Consider the following 19,504-nt stretch of genomic DNA (forward strand, 5'->3'; position numbering starts at 1 on the left):
GTATCGCGCCCATTTCCTTTCTCCAACCCAACCCACAGCGAGGACATGCAATGCATTGGATCGATCCTGAGAGTCTTCCGGAAGTCCGCGGCACGGTACGCAACTTCCTTCTGAACCCGGAAGGGGACGTCGATGGCTTTGTGCTGGGTGGTCGTACACCTCGGCAAGTTCACGTGCCGCCCCATCTGTCGCGACACCTTGCCCGGTATGTTGCGCTGGGCGACAAGATCCGCATACGCGGGGTGAAGCCCAGAGGCGCCGACATGATCGCGGCGATCTCGCTCACCACTGAGAGCGGCAAGGTCATCCTCGATGAAGGTCCGCCCGCCAAGGGGGACAAGCCGCCCAAACGCGCCAGTGCGCATCGGCCGATGGAAGCCGCGGGCGAGGTCAAGCTCTCTCTGTTCGGGCCGAAGGGTGAGCTGCGCGGCGCGTTGCTCGATGACGGCACCTCGTTGCGTATGCCGCCCCATGCTGCGACGGAACTGGCTTCATACCTCACACCCGGCGCGCATGTTCATGCGTGGGGGCACGGCTTGAAGAACAAGTTCGGCAAGACGCTCGAAGTCGACGAAATTGCAGAACTCGTGGATTGAACCGCATGCCAGCGCCCACCTGCTTTCGATGGGTGGGCTTCGATGGCTTCATGGCGCTGGAGGGCGCGTCGTGCGATGGCGGCCCGCTAAAAGCGCGAAGGATTGCGCCCGAACACTCAAAAATCCTCATCGTTTTGGAGATTGCGTTGACGCGCATTCGCACACTGACCTACGGTTGCGCCACTACAAAAAACAGTCGGGTCAATCAATATGTCCAAAAAGTCGGTGGGGTACGCAAACGTTAGCGAGTTACCCAATCCTGTACGTCGCGCGTTGACACTGGGGCTGGGGTTGTTCCCCATGCTGCCGCTGCTGCCGGGGTGCGGCGGCGGTGTCGATGACGCCTCTGCGCAGGGGCTGGGTCCGACGCAGGAAAAGACCGGAGGAGGCCAGGCCACGACCGCTCCGGCACCTGCGACGCCCGCCCCGGCGCCTGAGGCTGTACCGGCTTCAGAGAGTGGTGTCTTCCGCCACCCGGGGCTGCTGGTCACCGAAGACGATGCCACCCGCATCCGCGCGCTCATCAAGGCTGGCCAGGAGCCGTGGACGGGCTGGTGGAACAAGCTGTGCGCCGAGCCCAACGCCTCTTTGACCGCCAAGCCGAATCCGCAGCCCGCGGTCTACCGGGCCGACAGTACCAAGTACGCTTTGTACGGCGACATCTGGCACGCCTGGACCCTGGTACTGCGCTGGAAGCTGTCCGACCCGCAGGACAACCGCTATGCCGACAAGGCCGTGGAGTTCCTGGATGCCTGGGCGAACACGCTTAAGGAGGTTGGAACGGTGCCGCCCGGTTCGACCGCCCATGATGACCACACCTTCATCATCCTGGCGGGCATCCAAGGCCACCAGTTGGCGCAGATCGGCGAGATCCTGCGCACCTACTCGGGCTGGGCGCCGGCGAGCCTGAAGCGCTTTCAGGACATGCTGCTCAACGTCTTCGCGGGCATCTCGCAAAACCGTCTCAACAACGCAGCGCTGGGGTCTCACGCCAACTGGGACATGGCATCGCTGTGCGGTGCGCTGTCGATCGGCGTGTTCTGCGACCGGCCCGACCTCTATCGCCTGGCCGTTGACTACTACGCCGGCAACAACCGCGGCACGCTGAAGATGTTTGGCAATGGCTCCATCGTGCATAGCGTGTATTTCACGCACCCGGGCCATTTCGGGCAGTGGGAGGAGAGCGGCCGCGACCAGGGGCATTCGACGCTGGGCATGTCGCTGGGCGGCGACCTGCTGGAGATGGCGTGGAACCAGGGCGACGATCTCTACGGGATGCACAACAACCGCTTCCTCGCAGCCGCCGAATACGTGGCGCGCTCCAACCTGCTGGACGAGAACGGCAAGACCTATCCCATGCCCTATGCGCGTGAACAGGATCCGTCGCAGCCGCACACGAACCTGTGGACGCAGGTGAACCAGTCGTTCCAGCACGGCCGCAACGCCTGGGAGCCGATCTACAACCACTACGTGAACCGCATGGGGCTGGCGGCGCCCAACGTCTCGCGCATCGTGAAGTTGGTCGAGCCGAAGTACGGCGGCAGCAGCGACGACGTCATGTGGCCGACGCTGATCCATCGTCGCGTGGACTATGCGGGCCCGATGAAGCCGCCGTCTGGCCTCACGGCCAACCTGCGCGGCAACCGCGTCGTGCTGTCGTGGTGGGGCAGCGTCGGGGCAACCTCGTATGCGGTCAAGCGCGCAAGCCAGGCCAACGGCCCCTTCAACCTGCTGGGCACCGTTTCGGCCAGCGAGCTGCTGACCTACACCGATATCCCGCCCAACGGCGTCTGGTTCTACCAGATCACCGCCCAGGGCGCCGGTGCCTCGGGCGCCGGTTCCAACGTGGCCCGCATCGCCGTTCCTGGCGAGCTCCGCCTGTCGCTGCCGCTGAATGATCCGAACGGCACCGGCACGGTCGGCGCGCTACTCACCCCCGCTGGCACCACGACCTTGGTGCAGGGCACGTTGCTGGACGGCGCGACCTGGGGTGACGGGCGTGTCAGCGACAAGGCCATCGCGTTCGACGGCCAGAAGGCCGGCCTGCAATTGCCGTCCGGGGTGTTCAGTGACCTCGAAGACTTCAGCCTGTCTTTCTGGGCCTACGCGAACGGGTTGCACTGGGACACCTGCATGTTTTTCTCAGGGCAGGATGGATTCAGCTCCATGTTCATCGCCCCACAGTCTGGCAGTAGTGGCGTGCTGCGTTTCGGGATCTTCGGCGCAGGAGCCAACGACGCGCAGGTTGTGGCAGCGCCGTGGGCCATGCCGATTCGTCGCTGGGTCCATGTGGCCGTCACGCTGCAGGGCAACACCTGCCGCCTCTACGTTGACGGCACCGAGGTGGGCAAGACCGACGACATGCTGCTGTCGCCGCGGCAGGTGGGCGATCAGGTCACCTTCCTGGGCCGCAACTGGGCGCATCCATCGTTCAACGGCCGCATCCAGGGCTTGCGCGTGCAGGCGGGCGCATTGAGTGCCGCGGAGGTTGCGGCGCTGGCCAAGTGAGGTGACGCGACATTGCTCGACGCCGGTGGCGAACACCGCCGAGGTAAGTCGCAGGGGGAGCGCCTAGGCAGGCGCCCCCGCTTCACCCGATATTCCACTGCGGCGCAATCGCCAGCAGTTGCCGTCGGAGGTTCTCGATCTCGTTGGCAAAGCCTTCGGCCAGCGCGCTTTCCACAGTGGGCGTGCCGGGTGCGGGGCTTACCTCGGCGCGGTCGGCCGCGCGTGGCCGAGCCAAGCGCGCCACCGTGCCGAACCGCAGTGCCCGCGACATGCCGATCAGCGTGTCGCGGATGCGCCGCGCACCCACGCCGGGCAGTGCGTCGCCGCTGGGTTGGCCCAACGTCCCGTGGGTTGCATTGAGCAGTTCGAGCGTGCTGATGCAGATGCGCAGGCTGCGCTGGATGTTCTCCAGGCGCTCGACGGGCACGTCAATCTCTTTGGACACCGACGGCATGAGCGAGCGCAGTTGCACCAGCAGCGTGTTGAGCTTGCCGAGCTGCTTGCTGCGCTCGCCCGGGGCTTCACTGGTGTGGCCGAGGTTGGCATACGCCCTGGCGCATTCGCGTAGCGCATCGGCCAGCCGGTAGCGCCACGAATACGTGGCATACAGCGGCAGCGCAAACGAAAACAGCAGCGCAATCGCAATCCCCACCAGCACGTTGAGCGTGCGCCAGGCGCCGTCGAGCAGGTTGTTGTCGCCATGCCCCACCACGATGACGAGCGTGATGGCGGCGAGCAGCGCGATATAGCCGCCCTTGCCGATGGCGTGATACGCGCAGACGCCGCACGCGATGGCCGTGAGCGCGTAGGTGAGCGGCAGGTGCCCGAGCCACGTCTGCTGAACGATGATCAACAGGCCCGCCACGGCGCCGATGAGGGTGCCCCACGCACGCTCTGCCGCGCGCTTGCGGATGTTGCCGTGGTGCTGCAGGCCGGCAATGACGATCAGCAGCGAGATGGTGGCCCACTCGCCATGCGGCCATCCAAAGCCCGACGTGACAGCAATGGAGAGCAGCACGCCCAGGCCGACGCGCGTTGCGTGGATGTACCGGGCATGCCGATAGCGCCGGTGCGGGTCGCGCACAAGGCGGAGCAGGGAAAGCAAGGGGGCAGGGAGTTTCACGGTGCGGGGCGCACGAAGGGAAATCGACATAAGCAAGATCGTTGCAGATTCTGGGGCGCGCCGTACATAGGGCGGGCGCCATGTTGGTGCCGATGCCTTGATGTGGTGCGCGCCTGGTGCAAGTGGCGCGTCATGGCTTCGGGTTTCCCCTAGGTATTGCACAAAGCTTGCCATGGGCGGGTGAGCATTTTTGCGTATTGCGTAAGGGGTTTCGCTTCAGCGCACGCCGCTTCGTGTCGATTACGATGCATAGCCCGATAGGCAACGCTCCGGGCGACCGGGGATGTTGCCGACTCACCTCGAACAAAATCCAGTCCTATGACGACGCATGCGCTATCGCCCTGGCTGAGGTTGTTGAGCGCTGCCGAGCGCTTCGACCGTGGGCCGTATTTCATTGCCATTCGGCGCGGGCTGGCGCTCTCTTTGCCGCTCATCATGGTGGGCGCGCTGGCGCTGCTGTTGCGCAATCCGCCCACCGCCGGCATGCGGCAGGTGTTGATGGAGGCCTTTGGCGCGCGGCTGGATGCGTTTTGCGACAGCGTGCTGGCGGGCACGGTCGGCATCGGTTCGTTGGTTGCGTTGTTCGGGTTTGCCGATGTGTTGGCGCAGTTGTACAACCAGCGCGGTGGGCATCGCGTGGTCAACCCGACGGTGGCGGCCGTGGTGGTGGTGTCGTGCTTCTTTACGCTCATTGCGCCGGATGCGGATGCGTCTTTGATGGCATCGCTCTCGCTGGGGCAGGGGCTGTTTGGCGCATTGCTGGTTGCGTCGCTGGGCGGCAGCCTGTTTCTGAAGCTGTGCGGCATCCGCCGTTTGCGCATTCCGTCTCACCATTTGAGCAACGATCTGCTGGTGGGCGATGTGCTGTCGGTCATGCCGGCCGGCATGCTGACGATCCTGACGTTTGCCCTGCTCAAAGCCGGCATGGCCTGGGCGGGCTGGCCGCAGCTCACGGCGGCATTGGGCGCGCTGCTGGCGACGCCGTATTCGGAAGTGGCTAACAGCCTGCTGTTTGGCTTGGGCTACGAAACCGTGGCGCAGGTCCTCTGGCTGTTCGGCATTCATGGGCCGAACGCGCTGTATGCGGTGCACCAGCACATCCTGGAGCCGGCCACGCAGGCCAATGCGGTGGCGGTTGCCAGTGGAGGCCAGCCGCAGTTCATCTTTACCTATCACTTCTTCGCGGTGTTCGCGCGCATGGGGGGCTCGGGCGGCACGCTCAGCCTGATCCTGGCACTGCTGATGTCCAGGCGCACGCTGCGCGGCCGCAAGATGGCGCTGGTCGTCATGCTGCCGGCGCTGTTCAACGTGAACGAGCCCTTGCTGTTCGGGCTGCCGCTGGTGCTCAACCCGGTCTATGCGATTCCGTTTCTGCTCACGCCGCTGGTGCAGATCCTGATTGCCTATGCGGCCACCATTGCGGACCTGATGCCCAAGACCGGCTACCCCGTGGCGTGGACCACCCCGGCGCTGTTCAGCGGCTACGCGGCTACCGGCTCGGTGTGGGGCGCGGTGGTGCAGCTCATCGGCCTGGCGGTGGGCGCGGCCATTTACCTGCCGTTTGTGCGCATGGCGGATGTGCTGTCCGCACGGCGCAGTCAGGATGTGCTTGCGTCTTTGCTGCGGATTGTCGAGTCGCCCGAAGTGAGCCTGAAGTGCCGGCGCTGTCTAGACCTGCCCGGCGACGAAGGCCGCATGGCGGTGGCGCTGGCCAGCGACCTGGAAGCCGCCATCAAGAAGGAAGGCCAGATCTTTCTGGAGTTTCAGCCGCAGGTGGATTGCACCACCGGGCGCGTGTTTGGGGCCGAGGCGCTGCTGCGGTGGCAGCATCCGGTGCTGGGGCGCGTGGCCCCGCCGATCGTCGTGGCGCTGGCCGATGACATCGGCCAGATCGACCAACTCGGCCTACGCATCCTGTCGCTCGCATGCCGCCAGCGCGCTGCCTGGCGCGATATCTTGCCGGACGATTTCGTGGTCGCCGTGAATCTGTCGCCACGGCAGTTGCTGAACTGCAGGTTGTACCGGAACGTGCTCGACATCCTGCAGCGCGAAGGGTTGTCGGCCACGCAGCTTGAACTGGAGATCACTGAATCAACGATGCTGCTGCCGGACATCAACGCCATCGGCAACCTGAAGCAGCTGCGCGAGGCCGGTGTGAAAGTCGCGCTCGATGATTTCGGGATGGGCCATACGTCGCTGCACTACCTGCGCGAACTGCCGCTGGACACCGTGAAGATCGACCGCTCTCTGGCCGACGTGAGCGCGGGCAGCGTCAACGAGCACATCGTGCGCAGCATTGCCAGCCTGAGCCGTACGCTGAACCTGTCGACGGTGGTGGAAGGTGTGGAGACTGAACAGCAGCTCAAGCGCCTGTCAGCCCTCGGGTGCGATCGGTTTCAGGGGTATTTCTTCAGCCGACCGCTGGCGCCGAGCGTGTGTCAGCAGTTTGTGCTGGATGCCAATCTGCGGGCGTTGGCGCCTGTGCTTTGAGGGCGTGTGTGTGGCTTAGCGGTACTTGCCGACAAAGTTTTCGCAGCGACGGACGCGGTCAACCCTCGCGGCCCATCGGTACAAGCCTTCCACCAGGCTCTTGCCGACCGTGACCGGCTGACCATTGATCTGCCCGAGCACTTCCGATTGGTTCTGGTAGGGCTTCTCAAACAGCAGCTTCATCTCGCTGCCGCCGCCGAGTGCCAGGTAGACGGCTTCGCGAGGCTCGAACTGCAGTGCGAACGAGTTACTGCGCACGCTGTTGCGCTCGATGGAATCAACAAAGTTGGCGATGAGCGCGGCGTCTTCGGTGCTGTATTCGCAGCCGGTGTCTTTCAGTTGCGCTTCGTCCACGGCCTTGAGCGATGCCATTGCCGGGTCCAGCAGATACAGCGTGATCGCACGCGCCTTGCGCATTCGCGCGCTGAGGCCTTCCGCTTCCCAATAGCTTTGTTCGACCTTGGCGATGGGCTCGGCTTTTGGGGTGGGCTCCGGGGCGGGCGCTTCGGCTTGCGGGGCTTCCGGCATGGGCGCTTCCGCTTGAGGTGTGCCCGCTTGAATGACTTCAGCCTGGAGCGCTTCGCTTTGCGGCGCGTCCGTCAGTGGCGCTGCCATTGAGATTTGTCCGAAGGCCGCCTGGCTCATGCTGCAAGCGCAGGCCAAGACCAGCGAGAGGATCTTTTTCGACAACTCCTACCCCTTTTGAAACGTACGTTGTTGTTGTATCGCGTGGTGAATGCTAAGCCGATCTGCGCGTGCGCTTTCGCCCCGCAAATCACACGTCATGCCATTGGTGGAAGGTGGCAGCTTGCCCGTGGTACACACCGTCGCTGTCGACGAGATTCCACACGGTGCCGCCCTCGATCCAGAACCGCCTGCCGGAGCGCGAGATGCGCACGCCGCGATACCCCGTGGCGAACCCACGGGTGCGGACTGCTTCGAGCAATTGCGCGCGCTCTTCGCGGTTCGGCTGCTCGGCCGAAAAACGCGAGCGCAACGCTGTGATGCCGTCCCAATCGTATTCAAAGCAGCGCTGCGCGGCGCGGTTTGCATAGATGAAGCGCGGGTCGGCGTCGGTGTTGTGTGCCAGCACGCAGAACGGCGCGTCTTCGTAAAGCCACCGGGCCGCATCAGCGCGCGCGATGGTGCTGTCGAACAGCGGCGCGCCAACCAGCCGTTGGTGGCTGTCGGCCAGCAGGTTGAAGAACTGCGGGTCCAGGCTTAGGGATACCGTCATCGCGTTGTATCGGTGAGCTTCAAGAAAGAGGAGGTGACTTTATCAGCCCGCCCCCACCAGCTTGAACACCGACACGACGTCTTTCAGCTTGCCCGCCTGTTCCTCCAGCGATTGCGCAGCCGCAGCAGCCTCTTCCACCAGCGCGGCGTTCTGCTGCGTCACCTCGTCCATCTGATGAATCGCGGTGTGCACTTGCTCGATGCCGCGCGTCTGCTCGTCCGACGCGGCGGTGATCTCGCCCACGATGTCGGACACGCGTTTGATCGCGTCTTTCACCTGCCCGATGGTGGAGCCGACAGCCAGGGCTTGCGTTGCGCCGTCCTGAATCATCGAGACCGATGCGCCAATCAATGTCTTGATCTCCTTGGCGGCGGACGCAGAGCGCTGCGCAAGGCTGCGCACCTCGCTGGCCACCACCGCAAAGCCGCGGCCTTGCTCGCCGGCACGAGCGGCTTCCACCGCGGCATTGAGCGCGAGGATGTTGGTCTGGAACGCGATGCCCTCGATTACGCCGGTGATCTCCGAGATCTTGGTCGAGCTGCCGCTGATCTTTTCAATGGTGCTGACCATGCCTTGCATGGCGTCGTTGCCGGCGTCTGCCTTTTCGGTGGCGAGTGCGGCGAGTGTATTGGCCTGGCGCGCGTTGTCTGCGTTCTGCTTCACGGTTTGCGTCAACTGCGTCATGCTCGATGCGGTTTGCTCAAGCGAGGCGGCCTGCTGCTCCGTGCGCGAGGACAGATCAACGTTGCCGCTGGCAATCTCGCGCGATGCCACAGACACCGATTCCGTGCTCGTGCGAATTGACCCGACCACCGCTGCAAGGCTGCCCTGCATTTGCACGACCGCATGCAGGATGCTCTGCCGGTCGGCCGCACGCGTGTCCACACGTGTTTGCAAGTCGCCACCGGCAATTTGCGCAACCACACGCGCAACCTGCGCAGGCTCGCCCCCGATCTGCCGCACGATCGATCGGGCAACGGCCAGACCCAGCGCAAGCGCGATACCCACGCCTACCGCCGCGCAACCCACAATCCAGCGCGTGACCCCGGCAACGAGTGCGACGCCCGCTTCGGCGCGTGTTTTGGCCGAGGCATCGCGCAGGTTGGAGAATTCGATCAGGATCTTGCGGATCTTCACGTGCAGGCCATCCGTGTTGGCTTGCATCTCGGCAAGCGCAGCGGGCTGGTCGCCTTGGCGCGCCAGGTTTTCCACCTTCTGCACGGAAGCAAGATAGATCGGCCAGGTGGCATCAAAATCCGCCAGCAATTGCTTTTGCCGATCGTCAAACGGGTGCGCACGTTCGTAGTCGAACGCGGCGATGATGGCGGCCTCGCCGCCCTTGTTGAATGCCAGTGTGTCTTCGCGGCCCTTCGGGTCGGTCTTCACGACGTAGTCGTACAGCCGCCGATAGTGCGCTGCCGCTTGCCACGCGGCGGTGCCAATCTGCCGGATGGGCACGACTTCGCTCTCGTACATCGTCGTTTGCATGGTGGCGAGCTCACGCACCTTGACGGTACCGACCACCCCAACAACCACCGTGGTGGCTGCGCAGAGCAGCAACAAGCCCATGAGCTTGTGACCTAACTTGAGACTGGCGAACCATTGCATGGCGGGACTTCCTCTTGTGTTGTATCCGTTCTGATATATCAATCCCGCTGCGCGCCGGCCTGCCGAGATTGTCTCCACTGTCAGGTAACGGCGGTGGCGCGCCGGTTCTTTAGCGCGCGTTGGTGGAAGTGTGGGAGTAACTCTTCTGAGGGAGGCAATCGGCCTACAACGCCCGTCACCTAAAACAACGTGCCCGCCGCCCGATTGAACGTCCTTGGCGGCGGGTGGGCGTCAAGCCCTTTAACTCACAAGCCGCGCATGATTCAGCCGACCAGGTGGCCGTTACTTCCGATCATGGTTACGTCCACGTAATCCAGCCCGGCGTGGTTGTTGCGGTCGTAATGGACGCGCACGCCGCCAAAGTCGCGTGTGCCGAAGCCTTCCAGCGCCTGGATGAAGCCTTCGCGCGTGGGGTTGCTGCCGCAGGCGCGCAGGCCTTCCACGATGACGCGGGCGGTGAGAAAGCCCTCTACCGCTTCGTAGGTCTGATTGTTGTGGTCGCCGAACTTGTCATTGGCCTCGCGAAACGCGCGCACCAGCGGCTGGGTCCGCACGTTGGGGCCCGGCATGACCTGCGTGACAGCCACGCCATGGGCCAGCGTGCCGGCCTTCTCGAACACGGTCTTGGGCGTGGTAACAGACAGGATCCACGGCTGCGGCAATGGCACGGGGCCGTGCTTGGCCTGATAGCGCATCAGCATGTCGGCCACGGAGGCGGGCGACGTAAACAGCAGCGTGGTCTGCGGGTTGGCGGCGGCAATCTTGTCGACCACCATGTCGATGTCGTCGCCCTTGGCGTTGTGCGGAATGAGCGCAACGATCTGCGCACCGAACTTGCTGGCGGCGGCTTTGGCAGCGTCGGCATTGCCGGAGCCGAAGGGGTTGTCCTGGTAGACCACGGCCACGCGCTTGAGCCCGATGGTGGTGGCGTGCTGCACCATCTTCGTGACTTCGTCGGCGTAGCTGGCGCGCGTGTGGAACAGCGGTGCGCTGGCTTTGCGCGCGGCGGTGGCGCCTGTCATGGCGCCCACCATCGGCAGGCGGTATTGCTCCAGCAGCGGCAATGCGGCGATGGTGTTGCCGGTGCCGCCCATGCACACCAGCCCGAACACGCCTTCCTGCATGAGCGTCTTGACGTTGGCCACGGCCTTGTCGGGCAGGTAGTTGTCTTCGAGCCGCTTGACGACCAGCTTGCGGCCGGCTACGCCGCCCTGGGCGTTGACTTGCTCGAAGCCGGCCAGCAGCCCATTGGTGTAGTTCTTGTACAGCCCGCCCCACACGCTGTCGAACCCGACCGTCTGCCCAAAGACGATCTTGTCTGCAAACACGCCGGCCTCCGCCGCGCGCGCCATGGGCGACAGCATCATTGCGCCGCCCAGTGCTACTGAACTCCGTACGAATTGCCTCCGGTCCATACCTGTCTCCGCCCCTTGTTTTATTGGTGGTGTGGCAGGAGTGTCGAAAAGGTGAGGGCCGGCCGAAATGGCGGATAACCCTGAGGCGAGAATTGTTGAGATATCGGGACGAGCCTCTAAACGCAGTGGTGCCGTGCGTTAATGGGCCGCGACGGGGGCACAGCCGCACGGCAGCACAAACGCTGTGCCGTCGCGCCCGGCCAACTCGAAGTACACGCTGCCAGGCGGCAGCAGGTCGATGATGCGGAACGCGCCCCCGACGTTGAAGACGATGGTGTGCGACACCAGCGACACCGTCACCGATCCATCTGCATGGCGCGCATTGGCGGGGTCGGTGAGGGCGGGCAATGTCCAGCCGCCCAAGCCCGCGCGTGCCATGGCCGCGAGGATGTCGGCATGGGCGTCTTGGGCGCAGCCGGGTGGCGGGTCGATCTTGCCGAGTTCTTTGCGCAAGCGGTGCAGGCGCTGCCGCGTTTCGAGTGTCCGCAAGGCTTTGACGCGGGCTGGCGCGGCGGGTTGGCGTGCAGCGGTGGGTTTGGGCAGTTGCGTGAGGCCAGGGCCCGGCGCCCGGGGGATGCAGGCGGGCGAAGGTGCAACGCGCGTCGGGCGCCCTGCGTGCGGCCCGTCATGCGGGCTGTCATGCCGCGGCGGGATACCGTTCGCGCTGCTGATCTTCGACATCGGGAGTGGGTTGCACTGAGTGGTGGCCAGAGGTTGACGGCCATGCACGTGGTGTTGCGCATGACCGTCGGACCCGGCATGGCCGCTTGTAGCAACCCGTCGGGAGGGCAGCATCTTAGGTAACTGGCGCCGTGGCGTCACCCTTCAGCCGGGCGATACGGCGGTGAGCTTTCGTATTTGTGAACAGGTCTTCGGCGGCAAAACGCCAATCGAGCCGGGTTCCGGTTGAATCCTCAATTTTCCTCACTGATATACCAATGAATATGCATTGATATATCGTGAATCGAGGGTGCGGTTTGCCCAGGTGGCACCGACACGCTGCCCTTCCGGTGCCGAACACCAAGACAGGAGTGAGACATCGATGAACATGCAAACCAAGGTCGGGTTGATCCTGGCCGCATCCTTGTTGGCTGCCGGCGCTGCGGGCTCCGCCGGTGCGCAGACGCTGGCCACGGGAGATAGCCGCACTGTCACGCAGCCGACGTATCCGGGTATCTGCACGACGATCAACGCGCGGTATTCAAGCGCGCTGCGCACGTCGCCGCCATCGTCTTCGGCTGACGACACCAGCGTCATTCAGCAGGCACTGACCAACTGCAAAGGCACCGGCAAGAGCGTGGTGCTGGCCGCTTCCGGCTCGAATGACGCGTTTTACACGGGCAGCCTGTCTATCAGCGGAGCGGGGCTCGTCATCAATTCCGGCGTGACGCTGTTCGGCAACGACAGCTACAGCGGCAACGCCAACTTGCTGTCGTTTACGGGCACCAATGCATCGCTCATGGGTCCGGGCACGGTGGATGGCCGTGGCGACATCATCACCGGCACGCCGCGCCTCGTGCAGGCGAGCAACATCACGAACTTCACCGTCTACAACGTCACGCTGGCACAGGCCGCGCACCCGAACCTTTATGTGGAAGGCGGCAACGGCTTTACCGCTTGGGGTGTGTCCATCCGCACGCCGGCCACGCGCAAGAACGCAGACGGCATCGACATCGACAGCCTGGCCAACGCCACCGTCACGCGATCCGATATCGAGGCCGGAGACGATGGCATTGCCGTCAAGACCAACTCGGGCGACATTTCCAACGTGACGGTGTCGAACACGCGGCTGCACGGCACGCATGGCCTGTCGGTGGGCAGCATCGACCAGAACACCGTGTCGAACATCCTGTTCACGAACAACTACGTGTACGGCAATGACCTGAGCGGCACGCAGTCCACCAACAACAACGGCATCAACGTGAAGACGGGGCCGTGCTCGCTCACCGTCAAGCAGGTGAGCTACGTCAACACCTGCATGACCGGCGTGAAGCATCTGATTGTGATGGACACGAACTACAACGCGTGCACGACCGGCGGCAGCCCGTCGCTGTCGAACATCGTGGTCAACGGTGCGTACTCCACGCAATCGGTGTCGGGTGCGTACACGAAGATCGACGGCCGCAACGCGAGCTTCCCGGTCAACGCGTACCTGGCCAATGTCAGCCTGGATGCCACGGCGCAAAGCGGTGACCAGTACGCCAATGTCGGCCTGTACAAGTCGAACGATGTGCCGTCGGGCACCGGCGTGACTACGTCGAGCTTCACGATGTCGGGCAGTGTGCCGAGCTGTTCGTTCTGATCGGCCGCACGTACCTTGCCATGCAGTGGCGTCTTACGGTCCTGCATGGCGCGGGCGCCTTCAATGCGAATCCAGACTGAACCCCTGCGCGACCGGCGCACCTGGCATCTGAGCGCCGTTGCGGTCGGTGCGGCCGTCGTCGGCTTGTCGATTGGCGTAATGACGACGCGGCTGCCTGAATCGGAAAACCCTGCAGCGGTTGAGCCGCACGCATCTGGCGCCGATCTCATATCGCCCGCACCCAACCGCATGCCGATCACAACGTCAGCCGGAGGGGGCGATGCTCCTGCGCTCACCATCACAGCGCAGCAGACACTGGTCGTGGACACCGCTTTGCTGAACGTGTTCAACACGTTCCTTCTCAAGCACGACGATGATCGCGCTGAACAGTTGAAGGCCTATCTCAGCAGCAAACTTCCACCCACTGCGTCGGCGGAGGCCGTCCGGTTGGCCGAACGCTATCAGGCGTACATGCACGCGCATGACGAGCTGCTGACAGCCCAGCACCTGAGCAGCGACATGCAGGCCGCCACTGTAGATATCGAACGTATCGCCGTCTGGCGCGAACAGCGCGACCGCCTGCGGCAACGCCTGCTGGGCGATCGGGTGGTGCAGGCCTGGTATCAGAACGACGACGCGCAACTCGACCAGGTGCTGCAGGAGTGGCGTCAGCGGATGGCCGATGCGCAGCGCGTCAACTTGCAGGGTGAGCGGTACCCGGTGCCGCATTGGAGCGATCCTACGCAGGAGGCGAGGCACCAGGAGTACATGGTGGGGGTGTTGCGTGGGACGGTGACGCGTTATGCGATGCGGTGGGGCGGCCAGGAAGCAAAGAGGACGTTGCAGAAGTAAGCACCTCCGCTGGTCACTCGCACTTCGCTCCACGCCAACTCGGTGCGGCGCGGCTGTCAGCCTTGCCGATCCCCCATATTGCTCGCCGCCAGCCGCCTGAGTTCTGCCCGTGCCGCTGCCAATCGGGAGTGCAGCACCGTGTTCTCGATCAGCAACAGCAACAGCACAAAGCTCGCGCCCAATAGCCCGAACACGCGGCCGGCATAGAAGCCGAGGTCATAGCGCCCGCCGTTGAATACGGCGCTGAGCGCGACATCGCAGATCCACACGCACAGCACCACCATCAGCCAGATATCGAGCGTCAGGTGCGGGCGGCTGCGCCAGAGCACGACCAGCGCGACCACGCAAAAGCACCATGTGCCGCCGGCCACGATCCACATGGTCGGCGTGTAGCGGTTGGCGGTCATGATGGCGGGCAGCAGGTGTTCGCCGGCGGTGGCCAGCGCCACGCAGGCGGCCGCTGCGCCCAGCACGGCCGCCATCGTGCCCAGCGCCGTCTGTCGCGTGAGCGTATGAGCCGGGAAGCGGTCGGGCTCCTGCTCTTCGCGCGCCTTCAGCACGGCGTAAGCGATGACAAACAGTGGAAAGCCCGCGTGCCAGAACATGTAGATCCACGCGGTGCTCTGCGGCCCCGCGCCGAGCAGGCCGCCGGACGCGAACAGCCCCGGAAACGATAGCAAGTGCCCCACCGCCGTGGCCGCTGTGAACAGGTAGCCACTGGCGAGGGCGAGCATGGCGCGCGACCGCGTGATGGCGAACTGCCCGAAGAGCAGCGCGGCGGTAATCAGGTCATTGAGGATGAGGGCCGATTCGTAAAGCGGCACGAACGAGGGAAGATGCGCCAGTTGCACCTTGGCGAACGGCACGGCCGACACCAAAACCACCAGCGACAGCAACGCCACCGCCTGCGCCATCCAGTACGTCCGGCGTCCTGGAGAGAGGCTCAGCAACAAGCCCCGCTGCATGTCCAGCGTTTCCGACATCACGTTGGCCCCCTTTTGCGCTGACTGTGTCACTCGTTCGCTTGTGGTGTGACTTGCGGTGCGAGATGTGATTGTTGCCAGGCGGCCGTCTTCAATGGTGCGCCCCCGCGCATTTTTGGGGGGGGCGGCGGCGCCCGACCTCTTATAGACGCGTGATAGTCAGCCGCCCGCCCAATGTCAAAGCGGCGAAGGGGTAGGCCTTTCAGGTCTGGCGTCGCCGACGGCCAACCGGCCCCTACTGGCAACGCCTGAGTGCGACGCGGGCGCTGCAGGGATAGACTGGTGCCCACCCCAGGGCACCTGCCTGCAAAGGAGCGCGCGCATGCAACCTCACCCCACCACCAACGCCGCCGCCGACGCACCCGTCCTGCGCGATGACCGCGACGGTGTCGTCACCCTGCGGCTGAATCGACCCCTGCAGTTCAATGCGTTATCCGAAGCCATGCTGGATGCGCTGCAGCGCGTGTTGGACGACATTGCGCAAGACGCGACGGTGCGCTGCGTGGTGCTCGGCGCCGAGGGCAAGGCCTTCTGCGCCGGACACGACTTGCGGGAAATGCGCGGCACACCTGAACTTGCGTATTACCAGGGGCTGTTTGCGCGATGCAGCGTGGTGATGCAGGCGATTCAGGCGCTGCCGGTGCCGGTTATCGCCCGCGTGCATGGCGTGGCGACTGCGGCGGGCTGCCAGTTAGTTGGCAGTTGTGACTTGGCCATTGCCTCCGATGCGGCGCGGTTTGCGGTGTCGGGCATCAACGTCGGCCTGTTCTGCTCGACGCCTGCGGTGGCGTTGTCGCGCAACGTGCTTGCGAAGCGCGCATTCGACATGCTCGTGACGGGCCGCTTTATCGATGCCGCCACGGCCGCCGACTGGGGCCTCATCAACGAGGCCGTGCCGGCTGAGGAGCTGGATGCTGCCGTGGCTCGCAAGGTGGCGGACATCGTTTCGAAGAGCCCCTCCGCCATCCGCTACGGCAAGGCGATGTTCTACCGGCAACGCCAGATGCCGCTTGCCGATGCCTACGCTTACGCAGGCGATGTCATGGCCCGCAACATGATGGAAGAAGACGCCGGCGAGGGCATCGACGCCTTCCTGGAAAAACGCCCCGCCCGTTGGCGCTCGTAAGCGCCGTGCGGGCGGGTTGTCTCCCGCCGCGCCGTCACGCGGGCTTCTGCGGCTTTTGATTTGCCAGCAGCTTCTGGATGGCGGCTTCCGTTTCAGCGTAGCGGCCTTCGCCAAAGTGCTGGTAGACGATGCGACCGTCGGCATCGATCAGGTACAGCGCGGGCCAGAACTGGTTGTGGAAGGCTGACCACGTTGCGTAGCTGTTGTCCTGCGCGACCGGGTAGCGCACGTCCAGGCGCTTGAGCGCTTCCTGCACGTTGGCGGTCGATTTTTCGAACGCGTATTCCGGTGTGTGCACGCCCACCACGACCAGGCCCTGATCCTTGTATTTGTCGTACCACTGCTTCACGTGCGGCAGCGTGTTGAGGCAGTTGATGCAGGAGTACGTCCAGAAATCCACCAGCACGACCTTGCCGCGCAGGTCCTTCATGGACAGCGGTTGTGAATTCAGCCACTGGTTGATGCCCGTGAATTCTGGCGCGGCGGCGCCGGTGGCCGCGGTCTGGCTGAAGGCGGGCGCGCCAGTCCCGACAAAGTAGACGGCGCCGATGGCGAGTGCCGCGAGGGCGGCGCGGAAGGTCGTGCGCATGATGTGGAATCCGTGAAAGGTTGAGAGCGAAGGCCCGCGGCCATTGGTGGCGTGCGGCGTGCGGCGGGCCATGCGGTGCGTCAGACCAGGTTCAGCTCGACGTGGATGTTGCCGCGCGTGGCCTTCGAATACGGGCAGAGTTGGTGGGCCGCTTCCACCACGGCTTGGGCGACTTCGCGGTCCAGGCCCGGCAGGCTTACGTTCAGCCGTGCCTGCAGGAAGAAAGCGTCGTCGGTGGTGCCCAGGTCGACTTCGGTGTTCAAGGCCAGATCGGCCGGCAGCTTGATCTTCATCTGGCTGGCCGCACGGCCCATCGCGCCGATAAAGCAGGCCGACCACCCTGCGGCAAACAGTTGCTCGGGATTCGTGCCGCGGCCGTTGCTGCCCGGGGGCGAGAGCTTCAGGTTCAGGCGGTCGTCATCGCTGTGCGCCTGGCCGTCGCGGCCGCCGGTGACGTTGACCTTGGCGGTGTACAGAACGTTCTCGATGCGGGTCATGGTGATCTCCTTTTGGATGAAGGGGGAAGACGAGGGTTGGATTTGCGTCCCGGCGTCAGCGGCTTGGTGTTCGCTGGTTGCCGGGGCCACGAGACGTATTAAAGAAGGCCGACGTATCCCTGAAGTAGCGCGGAAGGGCCGTTTTGTCTGGGTACGTATCTGCGTCGCGTCTGGATACAAACGCGTACAAAACGGCCGCGCGCGGTCAGCCGAAGGTGAAGGCGTAGGCATGCGCCCCAGCATCGAGAAAGCGGATCTCGAACGTGTGCTCGCCCACCGTGCCGGCTTGCCGGACGAGCTGGTAGAGGCGCGTTTGCGTGACGGCGCCATTGCCGTTTGCATCGGTGTCGGCACCGTGACTGGCGCCGGGGGCCTTGCCGTCGATCGTGACGGTGAAGCGCACCGCACGGCCATCGGCGGCGGGCCCGAGCACGAGGTGCAGGTCTCGTGCGTGGAATCGGTAGACGATGCTGCCGTCAGCGCGGTCCAGCGTGGCCTGCTCGGCGTCGATGGTCCATTGGCCGGACAAGCCCCAATCGTTCAGGCCGAGCTTGCCGACGCGGTATGCGTGCGACGTGCCGATCTGTGCGCCGCCGGGCGATGCAAAACGCGTGGCTTGCGCGTAGCCGACATACGTTTCCGGTGAGCGGACGTTGTCCAGGTCTGGTGCGGCTTGCGCGCCGGGCGCATCGGGCACGACAACGCCGCCCGCCACCTGCTGGTTGCCTGCCTCCGCCAGCAGCGCCTGGATGACGCGCTCAGAGGCGGCGTAATCACCCTCGCCAAACTGGTGGTGCCGGATGTTGCCCTGGGCATCGACAAAGTACGCGGCGGGCCAGTAGCTGTTGTGGAAGGCATTCCAGATGCGGTAGTTGCTGTCGATGGCGACCGGGAAATTGAGGCGGAAGCCGCTGACGGCGCGGGCGACGTTCTCGGGCGACTTCTCGAACGCGAATTCCGGCGTGTGCACGCCGACCACGGTCAGGCCCTGGTCCTTGTACTTGTCGGCCCACGCGCGCAGGTATGGCAGCGTGCGGATGCAGTTGATGCACGAGTACGTCCAGAAATAGACCAGCGTGACCTTGCCGCGCAGTTGGTCGGCTGTGAGCGGCGCGGAGTTGAGCCACTGCACCGCGCCGTCGAACGAGGCCAGGCGGCCTTCCACGGGCAAGCCGCTGGGCTTGGCCACCGGCGCGGCGTTGGCTTCGGACACCACGTTGAGGCTGGCCTGGGGTGTCGGCCGAGTCACGCCCAACCCGTTGACCAGTGCCTGTTCAAGTTGCGTGGTGCCGCCGGAAGACAGGCGCGCCAGCAGGCCCGTATCGGCGCCCAGCCCGATGAGGGCCACGCCGCCCAGCACGCTTGCGCCCATGATGCGACGCGCCCACTCGCCCAGGCCCATGGAGCGCTTCATGGCCGTGAACACGCGGCCGCCCAGCCCCAATGCTGCTGCCAACGACGTGGCCGCACCCGCGGCATAGGCCGCCAGCGCCAGCGCGCTGGACACGCTCGCGCCATTGAGCGCCACGCCGGTCAGCACCAACCCGAGGATCGGGCCGGCGCACGGCGCCCACAGCATCCCCGTGGCGACGCCCAGCAACAGCGAGCCCGCCACCGAAGGTTCTGCCGAGGCGCTGCCGGTCGACGCTTGCCCCGCCAGCCGGTTGCCCAGCGCCATAACCGGCCGGGCCATCAGATCGCCCAGCCTGGGCCACAGCAGCGACAGCCCGAACACGGCCAGCAGCGCGAGCGCCGCAAAGCGGCCGACTTCATTGGCGCGCACCGCCCACGCACCGCCCGCCGAGAGCAGCGTCGCAAAGCCGGCAAAGGTGAGCGCCATGCCGGCGAGCATCGGCAGCTTGCTGCGCAAAAAGGGCTGGCCGGTACGGCTCAGCACAAACGGCAGAACGGGCAGGATGCACGGACTCAGGATGGTCAGCGCGCCGCCCAGGTAGGCGAGTATCAGCAGGCTCATGGTCGACATTCCTTGGCAAGGGATCGGGATGGCCTCTATCAGACGCCGCGCGCGTAGCTGGCTTGTATCGCCGCAGGGGCGACTTTGTATCGGACTGTACAAACGCATCCGCCAGATGCATTGCGATACAACGCGGGCTCGCGACGTCACTCGGAGAGGCGCAAAATGGCGCCTTCCTTCCACCTTCCATCGTGCCGAGGTCA

General features: G+C 64.7%; 17 protein-coding genes. 7 read left to right on the forward strand and 10 right to left on the reverse strand.

Annotated elements, in window-relative coordinates; translation table 11 throughout:
• The first annotated feature begins 50 nt into the window (after positions 1-50).
• Genes ACTJK6_RS20610 through ACTJK6_RS20620 form a run of 3 tightly spaced genes read left to right on the forward strand, consistent with a single transcriptional unit; the run spans position 51 to position 3,104 of the window.
• The gene (locus ACTJK6_RS20610; protein ID WP_322017924.1) at positions 51-596 is read left to right on the forward strand and encodes a hypothetical protein; all 546 of its coding nucleotides are present in this window, start codon (positions 51-53) and stop codon (positions 594-596) included.
• A gap of 5 nt (positions 597-601) precedes the next feature.
• On the forward strand, positions 602-841 hold the full coding sequence (locus ACTJK6_RS20615; RefSeq protein ID WP_440840023.1) for a hypothetical protein: 240 nt from the start codon (positions 602-604) through the stop codon (positions 839-841).
• A 55-nt stretch (positions 842-896) separates the two neighbouring features.
• On the forward strand, positions 897-3,104 hold the full coding sequence (locus tag ACTJK6_RS20620; RefSeq protein WP_440840024.1) for a LamG-like jellyroll fold domain-containing protein: 2,208 nt from the start codon (positions 897-899) through the stop codon (positions 3,102-3,104).
• Between the two features lie 82 nt (positions 3,105-3,186).
• On the opposite strand, the gene ACTJK6_RS20625 is transcribed toward ACTJK6_RS20620, so the two are convergent.
• Positions 3,187-4,257 (reverse strand): FUSC family protein, encoded by a 1,071-nt coding sequence (locus ACTJK6_RS20625; RefSeq protein WP_322017921.1) that lies wholly within the window; start codon positions 4,255-4,257, stop codon positions 3,187-3,189.
• A gap of 288 nt (positions 4,258-4,545) precedes the next feature.
• Here ACTJK6_RS20625 and ACTJK6_RS20630 point away from each other — a divergent pair, with 288 nt between their 5' ends.
• Positions 4,546-6,717 carry a PTS sugar transporter subunit IIC/EAL domain-containing protein gene (locus ACTJK6_RS20630; protein WP_440840025.1) on the forward strand — a complete coding sequence of 724 codons (2,172 nt, stop codon included), beginning with the start codon at positions 4,546-4,548 and terminating at the stop codon, positions 6,715-6,717.
• A 15-nt stretch (positions 6,718-6,732) separates the two neighbouring features.
• Here the strand turns inward: ACTJK6_RS20630 and ACTJK6_RS20635 are convergent, their stop codons facing one another.
• The 5 genes from ACTJK6_RS20635 to ACTJK6_RS20655 form a co-directional block, all read right to left on the reverse strand.
• Positions 6,733-7,332, reverse strand: a complete 600-nt coding sequence (locus tag ACTJK6_RS20635; protein WP_260801238.1) for a hypothetical protein — start codon at positions 7,330-7,332, stop codon at positions 6,733-6,735.
• Between the two features lie 160 nt (positions 7,333-7,492).
• Entirely contained in the window at positions 7,493-7,954 is a 462-nt protein-coding gene (locus ACTJK6_RS20640; protein ID WP_440840027.1) for an MEKHLA domain-containing protein, read from the reverse strand.
• A gap of 42 nt (positions 7,955-7,996) precedes the next feature.
• Positions 7,997-9,562, reverse strand: a complete 1,566-nt coding sequence (locus ACTJK6_RS20645) for a methyl-accepting chemotaxis protein (protein WP_322017917.1) — start codon at positions 9,560-9,562, stop codon at positions 7,997-7,999.
• A gap of 263 nt (positions 9,563-9,825) precedes the next feature.
• Positions 9,826-10,977 carry an ABC transporter substrate-binding protein gene (locus ACTJK6_RS20650; RefSeq protein ID WP_440477429.1) on the reverse strand — a complete coding sequence of 384 codons (1,152 nt, stop codon included), beginning with the start codon at positions 10,975-10,977 and terminating at the stop codon, positions 9,826-9,828.
• Between the two features lie 138 nt (positions 10,978-11,115).
• Positions 11,116-11,658 (reverse strand): hypothetical protein, encoded by a 543-nt coding sequence (locus ACTJK6_RS20655; protein WP_260801241.1) that lies wholly within the window; start codon positions 11,656-11,658, stop codon positions 11,116-11,118.
• 361 nt (positions 11,659-12,019) lie between these two features.
• On the opposite strand from ACTJK6_RS20655, the gene ACTJK6_RS20660 reads away from it, so the two are divergent.
• Positions 12,020-13,279, forward strand: a complete 1,260-nt coding sequence (locus ACTJK6_RS20660) for a glycoside hydrolase family 28 protein (RefSeq protein WP_260801242.1) — start codon at positions 12,020-12,022, stop codon at positions 13,277-13,279.
• 63 nt (positions 13,280-13,342) lie between these two features.
• Positions 13,343-14,131 carry a hypothetical protein gene (locus ACTJK6_RS20665; protein WP_440840028.1) on the forward strand — a complete coding sequence of 263 codons (789 nt, stop codon included), beginning with the start codon at positions 13,343-13,345 and terminating at the stop codon, positions 14,129-14,131.
• Between the two features lie 56 nt (positions 14,132-14,187).
• On the opposite strand, the gene ACTJK6_RS20670 is transcribed toward ACTJK6_RS20665, so the two are convergent.
• Positions 14,188-15,114 carry an MASE4 domain-containing protein gene (locus ACTJK6_RS20670; protein WP_414561546.1) on the reverse strand — a complete coding sequence of 309 codons (927 nt, stop codon included), beginning with the start codon at positions 15,112-15,114 and terminating at the stop codon, positions 14,188-14,190.
• A 322-nt stretch (positions 15,115-15,436) separates the two neighbouring features.
• Here ACTJK6_RS20670 and ACTJK6_RS20675 point away from each other — a divergent pair, with 322 nt between their 5' ends.
• The gene (locus tag ACTJK6_RS20675) at positions 15,437-16,240 is read left to right on the forward strand and encodes an enoyl-CoA hydratase (protein ID WP_440840029.1); all 804 of its coding nucleotides are present in this window, start codon (positions 15,437-15,439) and stop codon (positions 16,238-16,240) included.
• A 34-nt stretch (positions 16,241-16,274) separates the two neighbouring features.
• Here the strand turns inward: ACTJK6_RS20675 and ACTJK6_RS20680 are convergent, their stop codons facing one another.
• The 3 genes from ACTJK6_RS20680 to ACTJK6_RS20690 all read right to left on the reverse strand — a co-directional run bounded on the left by ACTJK6_RS20680 (position 16,275) and on the right by ACTJK6_RS20690 (position 19,301).
• Positions 16,275-16,829, reverse strand: a complete 555-nt coding sequence (locus tag ACTJK6_RS20680) for a thioredoxin family protein (protein ID WP_414561548.1) — start codon at positions 16,827-16,829, stop codon at positions 16,275-16,277.
• An 80-nt stretch (positions 16,830-16,909) separates the two neighbouring features.
• A complete protein-coding gene (locus tag ACTJK6_RS20685) occupies positions 16,910-17,326 on the reverse strand; it encodes an organic hydroperoxide resistance protein (protein ID WP_260801246.1) in 417 nt (138 codons plus the stop codon).
• 205 nt (positions 17,327-17,531) lie between these two features.
• Complete coding sequence (locus ACTJK6_RS20690; RefSeq protein WP_440840031.1) at positions 17,532-19,301, reverse strand: cytochrome c biogenesis protein DipZ; 1,770 nt, start codon at positions 19,299-19,301, stop codon at positions 17,532-17,534.
• Positions 19,302-19,504 lie beyond the last annotated feature (203 nt).

It is taken from the genome of Ralstonia sp. 22086, assembly GCF_052045975.1.
Lineage (GTDB): Bacteria > Pseudomonadota > Gammaproteobacteria > Burkholderiales > Burkholderiaceae > Ralstonia > Ralstonia wenshanensis.